Annotated in this window: 5 protein-coding genes and 2 rRNA genes (1 of these 7 cut by a window edge); 5 read left to right on the plus strand and 2 right to left on the minus strand. The window is 67.2% G+C overall.

The genetic code is table 11. From position 1 onward, the window contains the following. Nucleotides 1-63: 63 nt before the first annotated feature. Genes Sdia_RS03940 through Sdia_RS03960 form a run of 5 tightly spaced genes read left to right on the plus strand, consistent with a single transcriptional unit; the run spans nt 64 to nt 6,877 of the window. Nucleotides 64-888: a DUF8175 domain-containg protein gene (locus tag Sdia_RS03940; protein ID WP_115067658.1), complete on the plus strand. Its 825-nt coding sequence runs from the start codon at nt 64-66 to the stop codon at nt 886-888. Beyond that, nucleotides 878-2,188, plus strand: coding sequence for a hypothetical protein (locus Sdia_RS03945; RefSeq protein ID WP_115067657.1), 1,311 nt, complete (start codon nt 878-880; stop codon nt 2,186-2,188). Before Sdia_RS03940 ends, Sdia_RS03945 begins: the two co-directional genes overlap by 11 nt. Beyond that, entirely contained in the window at nt 2,185-3,738 is a 1,554-nt protein-coding gene (locus Sdia_RS03950) for an SCO6880 family protein (RefSeq protein WP_100458337.1), read from the plus strand. The genes Sdia_RS03945 and Sdia_RS03950 overlap by 4 nt, the downstream gene beginning before the upstream one ends. A gap of 36 nt (nt 3,739-3,774) precedes the next feature. Next, the gene (locus Sdia_RS03955) at nt 3,775-5,220 is read left to right on the plus strand and encodes an ATP-binding protein (RefSeq protein ID WP_100458336.1); all 1,446 of its coding nucleotides are present in this window, start codon (nt 3,775-3,777) and stop codon (nt 5,218-5,220) included. Between the two features lies 1 nt (nt 5,221). Then, a complete protein-coding gene (locus Sdia_RS03960) occupies nt 5,222-6,877 on the plus strand; it encodes a type VI secretion protein (RefSeq protein ID WP_189401357.1) in 1,656 nt (551 codons plus the stop codon). Nucleotides 6,878-7,330: 453 nt separating this feature from the next. Here Sdia_RS03960 and rrf read toward each other — a convergent pair. Together rrf and Sdia_RS03970 are read right to left on the minus strand one after the other, a co-directional pair. Next, nucleotides 7,331-7,447: ribosomal RNA gene (gene rrf, locus Sdia_RS03965) — 5S ribosomal RNA — on the minus strand. Nucleotides 7,448-7,543: 96 nt separating this feature from the next. Beyond that, nucleotides 7,544-9,327, minus strand: a 23S ribosomal RNA gene (locus Sdia_RS03970); it runs 1,338 nt beyond the window's last position.

Raw genomic sequence — 9,327 nt, forward strand, 5'->3', positions numbered from 1 at the left:
ACCGTCGTACGTAGCCCACCGACCGGTGCGGCACTGCGTCGACGTCGAGGGGGCGTACGCGGCATGAACCCGGGAGACGAACGGGGCTACGACACCGACGAGCGGTACGGCGGCGCGGGCCAGACCCGCACCCGCCTCCCCGGCGACGAGGACGCCTACGACACCACCCGCCGCTCCATGCGCCCCTCCAGGAGCCTCATCACCGTCGTCGGCGTGGTCGTCCTCCTCATCGCCGCCATCGCCTTCGCCAACCAGGGCGGCTCCCAGGACAGCCCCTCGGACGCCCGAGGCCCCGCCGCCTCCGAAACCGCCCCCACCGGCACGGACCCCGTCGACACCACCACCGCCGACATCCCCACCGGCCACCCCCGCACCAAACAGGGCGCGGAGAGCGCAGCAGCGAACTACGCGGTGGCGCTCGTCTCGGCGGAGATCATCAAGCCGGACCGCCGCAACGAGATCATCGACGGCCTCTTCGTTCCCGAGAAGAGGGACGAGCTCAGGGAGAAGTTCGACAAGGCGTACTCGAACAAGTTCCTGAGCGACCTCGGGCTCGACAAGAATGGCGAGGCAGCCCCCGGCTCCACCTACATCTCCAGGACCACGCCCGTCGGCACCAAGATCCGGGGCTACTCCTCCGGCCGAGCCTCTCTGGAGGTGTGGTGCACAGGCGTGTACGGAACAGCGGGCGAGGATTCCCGCAACCCGGTCACCAGCGATTGGTTCACCCTCACCCTCAATCTCCGGTGGATGGAGGACGACTGGAAGGTGGAAGGCTTCTCGCAGGCACCTGGCCCCGCCCCCGTGAACGGTGACAACCGCGTCTCCCCCGCAGACGACATCTCCAAGGCCGTTGAGGAATTCGGGGGCTTCACCTATGCGCGCTAGTTCACGGGCCGTCAAGCTCTCCGCCCTTGCGACGGCGGTGCCCGCAGGGATCCTGCTCACCGCAACCCGCGTGTTCGCAGCCCCGGACCCTCCTGACGACGGCCGCTGCGACCTCGTAGTCGGCTCTGCCCGGGAATTCTGCGAAAGCGAAGGCGGCTCCTCAGGCGGCGGCTCCGGCACCACCTCCGACCCCCTGAGCTCCACCCTCGACCCCCTGGCGTCCCTGGCCAAGGGCTGTGCCCAGGCTGCCGCCTGGACCGTCGACAAGCTCTCCGCCGCCGTCGACTCCACGGCCAACATCGACTTCACCAACCCCCAGTTCCTCCAGCAGTACGCCGTCGTCTTCGCCGCCTCCACGGTCCTGACCCTGCTGTTGTGGCTCCTCGCCGTGGCCAAACGCGCCGTCCGCGGCGTGCCCCTGACGACCGCCCTCTCCGAGGCGATCGGCTTCCTCTGGCTGACCGTGCTCGCCTCCGCCTTCACGCCGCTGATCCTCTACACCGTGGTCTCCGCGACGGACAGCGTCACCACGGTGCTGGCCAAATCCACCGGCGGCCAGACCGACGCCTTCTTCGGCACCTTCTCCGAGGCCCTGAAGAAGGGCGAGGACATCGGCGGCGGTCCGATCATGCTGATCGTCGTCTCCCTCGTCTCCATCCTCGCCGCCGGGGTCCTCTGGCTCGAACTGGTGATCCGCGCCGCCCTGCTCTACGTGGGCGCCCTGCTCGGCACCGTCGTCTACGCCGGCCTGGTCGACAAGAACCTCTGGAAGCACGTGCGCCGCTGGGCGGGAATCATGATCGCCGTGATCCTGGTGAAGCCCGTGATCGTGATCGTGCTCGGCCTCGCCGGCGCGCTCTCCGCCGAGGACGGGCCGAACGCCTTCTCCGCGGTCGTCTCCGGTCTCGCCATCATCCTCCTCGCCATCTTCGCCAGCGCCATGATCTACCGGTTCGTCCCCGGCTTCGGCGACGAGATCGCCAGCTCCCGCAACAACCGCATGTCCCAGGGCGCCGAGCGCGGCGCCGCCGCCGTCCTCTCCTCGCCCGCCGCCCTCGTCTCGCAGGGCATCAAGGCGCACAGCGGCCGCCAGAGCGGCGGCGACGGCGGCGGCTCCTCTCAGCCTCGCCCCGCCAACCAGGCGAGCGGCGGTATCGCGGCCCACGGCTCCCGAGTCGGCTCGGGCGGCGGCTCCCCCAGCGCCCCGCCCCCTCGCTCGGGCAACCCGGTCAACAGCCCGCACGCCGGCTCCCGAGGTGGTTCCACCGGCTCCCCCCGCTCCGGAGGTGACGGGCGTTGACGACGTCGTCCCACTCGATCACTCCCCGCCGGACCTATCTCATCGGCCGCGCCCGCCCCAACGCCGTCATCGGCAAGAACCGTGAGACCGGCGAGATCGTCCTCATCGTCTTCGGGGCGTTCCTCGGCATGATGTGCGGACTGCTGGTACCGACCCTCTCCGTACGCATCGCCCTTCTCGCCGGCCTGCCGATGATCGCGCTGGCCGCTGTCTACGTCCCCTACAAGGGCCGTACGTTCTACAGGTGGTTCGAGATCAACCGCAGCTACAAGCGGATGCTGCGCCGCGGCACCGCCTACCGCTCCTCCGCCGCCGAAGCCGGTGTCCGCCTCGACGGCCGCGAGGTCGCCGTCGGCCCGCCACCCGGCATCGGCCGCATCAACTGGCTCGCCGCGCCCTTCGGCCCGGACGAGATCGCCGTCCTGCTCCACGCCGACCGTCGGACCGTCACCGCCGCCATCGAGATCGAGGGCCCGGGCGTCGGCCTGCGCGACTCCGAGGACCAGGAAGCCCTCGTCGACCGCTTCGGCACCCTGCTGAAGCACGTCGCCAACGGCGACGGCTTCGTCACCCGCATCCAGATGCTGGCCCGCACCCTCCCCGCCGACCCGGACGCCCATGCCAAGGACGTCGCCCAGCGCGGCGACTCCCGCTCCCCCGGCTGGTTGCGCAGCTCGTACGACCAGCTCCAGTCGATGGTCTCCACCTCCAGCGAGCAGCACCGCGCCTACCTCGTCGCCTGCATGCACCACTCCCGCGAACTGGCCTCCGAGGCCAACGCCATGGCCCGCGCCTCCCGTCGCCAGGGCGGCGGCCGCCGCCTGGACCGCGACGCCGGACTCGCCGTGGTCATGGCCCGCGAGCTCACGGACATCTGCTCGCGTCTCCAGGAGGCGGACATCCGCGTCCGCCAGCCCCTCGGCCAGAGCCGCCTCTCCTCGCTGATCCACTCCATGTACGACCCCGACCACCCCATCGACCACATCCAGGCCATGTCCCAGCGCAACGCCTGGCCCGCCGAACTCGACGCCGTCGAGCCGACCTTCCTCAAGGCGAAGACCCGCGAGTCCACCACCCGCGCCCCCTGGTGCCACGCCACCGCGTGGGTGAAGGAATGGCCGATGACCCCGGTGGGCGTCAACTTCCTCGCCCCTCTGCTCGTCCACACACCGGACGTGATCCGCACCGTCGCGGTCACCATGGACCTCGAACCGACCGAGGTCGCCATCGAGCGCATGCTCACCGAGAAGACCAACGACGAGGCGGACGCCTCCCGCGCCGCGAAGATGAACCGCACCGTCGACCCGCGCGACGCCGCCGCTAACTCGCGCCTCGACCAACGCGGCGATGACCTGGCCAGCGGCGCGGCCGGGGTGAACCTCGTCGGCTACATCACGGTCTCCTCCCGCAGCCCCGAAGCCCTCGCCCGCGACAAGCGCACCATCCGCGCCTCGGCCGGAAAGTCGTACCTGAAGCTGGAGTGGTGCGACCGCGAGCATCACCGCGCCTTCGTCAACACCCTGCCCTTCGCCACCGGCATCCGCCGCTGACGCCGTACGCCACGACCCGCTGAAGGAGGGCCTGCCATGCGCGATCCGCTGACCGCCCTGACGGAGACGTTCACCTCGTTCCTCTTCGGCAAGGTGGAGACGACCCGGCTGCCCGTCCGAACCTCCACCGGACAGGCGCAGGCCGTGTACCTGCCGACTGCCGCACCCGGCCTCGGCGACTCGGGTGTGATCATCGGCCGGGAGGTGTACAGCGGCAAGGGCTACATCTACGACCCGTTCCAGCTCTACGGCCAACAGCTGCCGGCCCCCCACTGGCTGGTCCTCGGCGAGTCCGGCAACGGCAAGTCGGCTCTGGAGAAGACATACGTCCTGCGCCAGCTGCGCTTCCGCGACCGCCAGGTCGTCGTCCTCGACGCCCAGGGCGAGGACGGGGTCGGCGAGTGGAACCTGATCGCCGAGCAGCTCGGCATAACTCCCATCCGCCTCGATCCGACGGCCGCCCTCGACATGGGCATCCGCCTCAATCCGCTGGACCCCTCGATCACCACCACCGGCCAGTTGGCATTGCTGCGCACCATCATCGAGGTCGCCATGGGCCACGGCCTCGACGAACGCTCGGGCTTCGCCCTCAAGGTCGCCCACGCCTACGTCACCAACTCGGTCACCGACCGCCAGCCGGTCCTCACCGACATCGTCGAGCAACTGCGTCACCCGAAGCCGGAGTCGGCCGAGGCGATGAACGTCGCCATCGACGACGTCCGCGCCTGGGGCCTGGACGTGGCGCTCGTCCTCGACCGGCTCGTCGACGGCGACCTGCGGGGCATGTTCGACGGTCCGACGACGGTCGGCATCGACCTCGACGCCCCCCTCATCGTCTTCGACCTCTCCCACATCGACCGGAACTCCATCGCCATGCCGATCCTCATGGCGATCGTCGGGGTGTGGCTGGAGCACACCTGGATCCGTCCCGACCGCAAGAAGCGCATCTTCCTTGTTGAAGAGGCCTGGCACATCATCAACTCGCCCTTCGTGGCCCAGCTCTTCCAGCGACTGCTGAAGTTCGGCCGACGCCTCGGCCTCTCCTTCGTGGCCGTGGTCCACCACCTCTCCGACGTGGTGGACGGCGCGGCGGCCAAGGAGGCGGCCGCCATCCTCAAAATGGCCTCCACCCGCACCATCTACGCTCAGAAGGCCGACGAGGCCCGTGCCACCGGCCGCGTCCTGGGCCTGCCACGCTGGGCCGTGGAGATCATCCCGACGCTGACGCCAGGCATCGCGGTATGGGACGTCAACGGGAACGTGCAGGTCGTCAAGCACCTGATCACGGAGACGGAACGCCCCCTGGTCTTCACCGACCGGGCCATGACCGAGTCGTCCTTCGACCCGGACGACCTGGGATTCAACGCGGACCTCCTCGCCGCGGAACAGGAGGCGGAGGAGCGAGCGGCCCAGATGGAGCAGCAGGTGCGCGCCCACTACCCGGACGCCGGGCACCCCGAGTCGACGTCCACGGTGGCCTGACATGGCCGGCGCTCCCCGTGAACACGGCCCCGCGGCCGATGGAGCCCCCGCCCAGCGCGGTGTCCCCGACGGCCTGCTGATCGGCGTCCTGGCCCTTCTCCTCGCCTCGGCCTGCCTGGTGTGGACAGCGACGGGACTCGCCGGCCTCTTCAGCCACGGCGCGTGGCCGGACGGCGTGGACTTCACCCGCACACCGGCGGCCCTGCGCTCCCTGCTCACCGCACCGCAGGACCTGCCTGCCGCCTGGCCCGCGACCCCGCCCGCGCAACTCTCCGGCTGGGGCCTGTTCTGGGGCCTGGCCATCGGCCAGCTCCTCCTGGCCCTCACCCTGGCACTGGCCGTCGCCTTCTCCCTCGCCCGCCGCAAAGCCGCCCGCAGCAACCGACACGCGGCCCACGCCGGCTTCTCCTCGGGTCCCTCTCCCGTCGGCACAGCGACCACCGCCGAACCGACCCTCCGGAAACACACGCCCAAACCCTCCACACAGACTTCCGCACCACACCCCCCGGCCGCAGCCAGGCCAGGGCCGTCCTCCTCCAGTCCCTCCCCTCACGAGACCGAGCCCCAGCCGCAACAGCAGGACTCCGTACAGCGATCCTTCGCGGCTGCCCCTCCGAGCACCCCCGTCGAAACGATGTTCCCCTCTCCACGAGCGGAACAAGCCGCTCCCCTGATCACTCGTTCGAGTGCTTACGACGTCGGCTCCGGTCCTCCGGGAGCCACCCCGCAACTCCTGCTGGGCGCCCCGGACTCCCGCCTGCGCCTGGCGGCTCAAGCCCTCCAGGAGGCCGAGGGCGCCGCACTGGTCGTCACCTCCCACCCGGCCCTCTGGGCCGAGACCAAGGACGCCCGCGCGAAGCTCGGCCCGGTCCACCTGTACGACCCGTCCCACCGCTGCGACGCCCCTAACCGGCTCCGCTGGTCCCCGACCAGCGGTTGCCACGAGATGCCCACGGCCGCGTCCAGGGCCGTCGCCCTCCTCGCACCGGTCAGACCGCTCTCCACCTTGGACTCTGCCGTCGCCGACACCGCCCAGACGCTGCTCCGCTGCTTCCTGCACGCCGCGGAGACCGCGGACAAAGGCGTCAAGCACCTCCACCGCTGGGCCCAGGGCGGTCAGCTCCAGGAGGCGGTCACGGTCCTCCGTACGCACCCCCGCGCGGCGGCCGGCAGCGCCGGCGAGCTGGAGAGCGCCCTCACCGCCCACCCCGTACGCCGCGACCAGGCACTCCAGCTCACCGCCAAGGCTCTCGGCTCGCTCAGCTCCGTCCACATCCGCAACGCGTGCGGGGCGAACCGAGCCGATGCGGCGGCCGTGGAGTCATTCGTCGCCGAAAGGGGCAGCCTCTACGTGGTGGGGGAGTCCGTGGAGGACCCCAAGTCCCATCCGGGTGCGGTACCTCTGGTCACCGCGTTCGCCTCATACGTGGTCGAGCACGGCCGCCGCGTGGCCGCACGGTCACCCGCCGGCCGGCTCGACCCACCAGCTCTCCTGGTCCTCGAGGACCTGGCCGCGGTCGCTCCCTTCCCCGAGCTTCCCGGCCTTCTTACGGCGGCTCCCCTCGAAGGCATTCACCCCCTCGTCCTGCTCCGCTCCCAGGAACAGGCCCGGAGCCGCTGGCCGGGCCAGTCGCTCCTCTCGAAGCCCACGGAGTGAGCGTTCCTCAGCACGACCACCGGTCGGTTGGTGGCCTCGGTGCTCGGCAACGGACGAGGCTCCCGGTCCTTGGGGGACATACCCGACGTGGCAACCCGCAGGCCCAGGAGCCGTCTTGGTTCCCTCTCCTCATGCGCGCCGGCCAAATGAGTCACCATCCGCACCAGCGCCCCTCTTCTCCCCTTCGCCCTGCCTTCGCGCGGTTGCTGACAGGTCACCGTCTGATGTCCCGGTGGATTCACCGCAAGACCCGACGCCGCGAGCCGCATGGCAGAGGCCGACGCCGCTTTCCTCACCCTGGAGAGGCAAGCCGAAAAGGCTCCATGACTGCCCTGAAACGCAGCAAAGCCCGGGTGGTGGGTGGATACGGAGAGCCGTATCCACCCACCACCCGGGCAACAAAAAAGTGGTGGTCCCCGGACCGAAATCCGGGGACCACCACTCTGAATAATAGTTCGGCGGCGACCTACTCTCCCACAGGGTCCCCCCTGCAGTACCATCGGCGCTGTAAGGCTTAGCTTCCGGGTTCGGAATGTAACCGGGCGTTTCCCTCACGCTATGACCACCGAAACACTACGAAACACACCAGCAACCACAACCCACCAGAAGATGAGTGTGCGGTTGGTGTTCGTGGTTTCAGAACCAACACAGTGGACGCGAGCAACTGAGGACAAGCCCTCGGCCTATTAGTACCGGTCAACTCCACCCCTTACAGGGCTTCCATATCCGGCCTATCAACCCAGTCGTCTACTGGGAGCCTTACCCTCTCAAGGAGGTGGGAACACTCATCTCGAAGCAGGCTTCCCGCTTAGATGCTTTCAGCGGTTATCCCTCCCGAACGTAGCCAACCAGCCATGCCCTTGGCAGAACAACTGGCACACCAGAGGTTCGTCCGTCCCGGTCCTCTCGTACTAGGGACAGCCCTTCTCAATATTCCTACGCGCACAGCGGATAGGGACCGAACTGTCTCACGACGTTCTAAACCCAGCTCGCGTACCGCTTTAATGGGCGAACAGCCCAACCCTTGGGACCGACTCCAGCCCCAGGATGCGACGAGCCGACATCGAGGTGCCAAACCATCCCGTCGATATGGACTCTTGGGGAAGATCAGCCTGTTATCCCCGGGGTACCTTTTATCCGTTGAGCGACGGCGCTTCCACAAGCCACCGCCGGATCACTAGTCCCGACTTTCGTCCCTGCTCGACCCGTCGGTCTCACAGTCAAGCTCCCTTGTGCACTTACACTCAACACCTGATTACCAACCAGGCTGAGGGAACCTTTGGGCGCCTCCGTTACACTTTAGGAGGCAACCGCCCCAGTTAAACTACCCATCAGACACTGTCCCTGATCCGGATCACGGACCCAGGTTAGACATCCAGCACGACCAGAGTGGTATTTCAACGACGACTCCACACACACTGGCGTGCATGCTTCACAGTCTCCCACCTATCCTACACAAGCCGAACCGAACACCAATATCAAACTGTAGTAAAGGTCCCGGGGTCTTTCCGTCCTGCTGCGCGAAACGAGCATCTTTACTCGTAATGCAATTTCACCGGGCCTATGGTTGAGACAGTCGAGAAGTCGTTACGCCATTCGTGCAGGTCGGAACTTACCCGACAAGGAATTTCGCTACCTTAGGATGGTTATAGTTACCACCGCCGTTTACTGGCGCTTAAGTTCTCAGCTTCGCCACACCGAAATGTGACTAACCGGTCCCCTTAACGTTCCAGCACCGGGCAGGCGTCAGTCCGTATACATCGCCTTACGGCTTCGCACGGACCTGTGTTTTTAGTAAACAGTCGCTTCTCGCTGGTCTCTGCGGCCACACCCAGCTCAGAGTGCAAGACTCATCACCAGACATGGCCCCCCTTCTCCCGAAGTTACGGGGGCATTTTGCCGAGTTCCTTAACCATAGTTCACCCGAACGCCTCGGTATTCTCTACCTGACCACCTGAGTCGGTTTAGGGTACGGGCCGCCATGAAACTCGCTAGAGGCTTTTCTCGACAGCATAGGATCATCCACTTCACCACAATCGGCTCGGCATCAGGTCTCAGCCACATGCACGACGGATTTACCTATCGCACGGCCTACACCCTTACCCCGGGACAACCACCGCCCGGGATGGACTACCTTCCTGCGTCACCCCATCACTCACCTACTACCAGCTCGGGTCACCGGCTCCACCACTTTCCATTCCCCGAAGGGTCCGGAACGGCTTCACGGGCTTAGCATCACTGGATTCAATGTTTGACGCTTCACAGCGGGTACCGGAATATCAACCGGTTATCCATCGACTACGCCTGTCGGCCTCGCCTTAGGTCCCGACTTACCCTGGGCAGATCAGCTTGACCCAGGAACCCTTAGTCAATCGGCGCACACGTTTCTCACGTGTGAATCGCTACTCATGCCTGCATTCTCACTCGTGAACCGTCCACAACTCGTTTCC

Source organism: Streptomyces diastaticus subsp. diastaticus (assembly GCF_011170125.1).
GTDB lineage: Bacteria > Actinomycetota > Actinomycetes > Streptomycetales > Streptomycetaceae > Streptomyces > Streptomyces diastaticus.

What these genes read in the sequence shown, in the direction of transcription:
- Sdia_RS03940 (WP_115067658.1), top strand. Translation starts at nt 64, where the DNA reads ATGAACCCGGGAGACGAACGGGGCTACGACACCGACGAGCGGTACGGC.
- Sdia_RS03945 (WP_115067657.1), top strand. Translation starts at nt 878, where the DNA reads ATGCGCGCTAGTTCACGGGCCGTCAAGCTCTCCGCCCTTGCGACGGCG.
- Sdia_RS03955 (WP_100458336.1), top strand. Translation starts at nt 3,775, where the DNA reads ATGCGCGATCCGCTGACCGCCCTGACGGAGACGTTCACCTCGTTCCTC.
- Sdia_RS03960 (WP_189401357.1), top strand. Translation starts at nt 5,222, where the DNA reads ATGGCCGGCGCTCCCCGTGAACACGGCCCCGCGGCCGATGGAGCCCCC.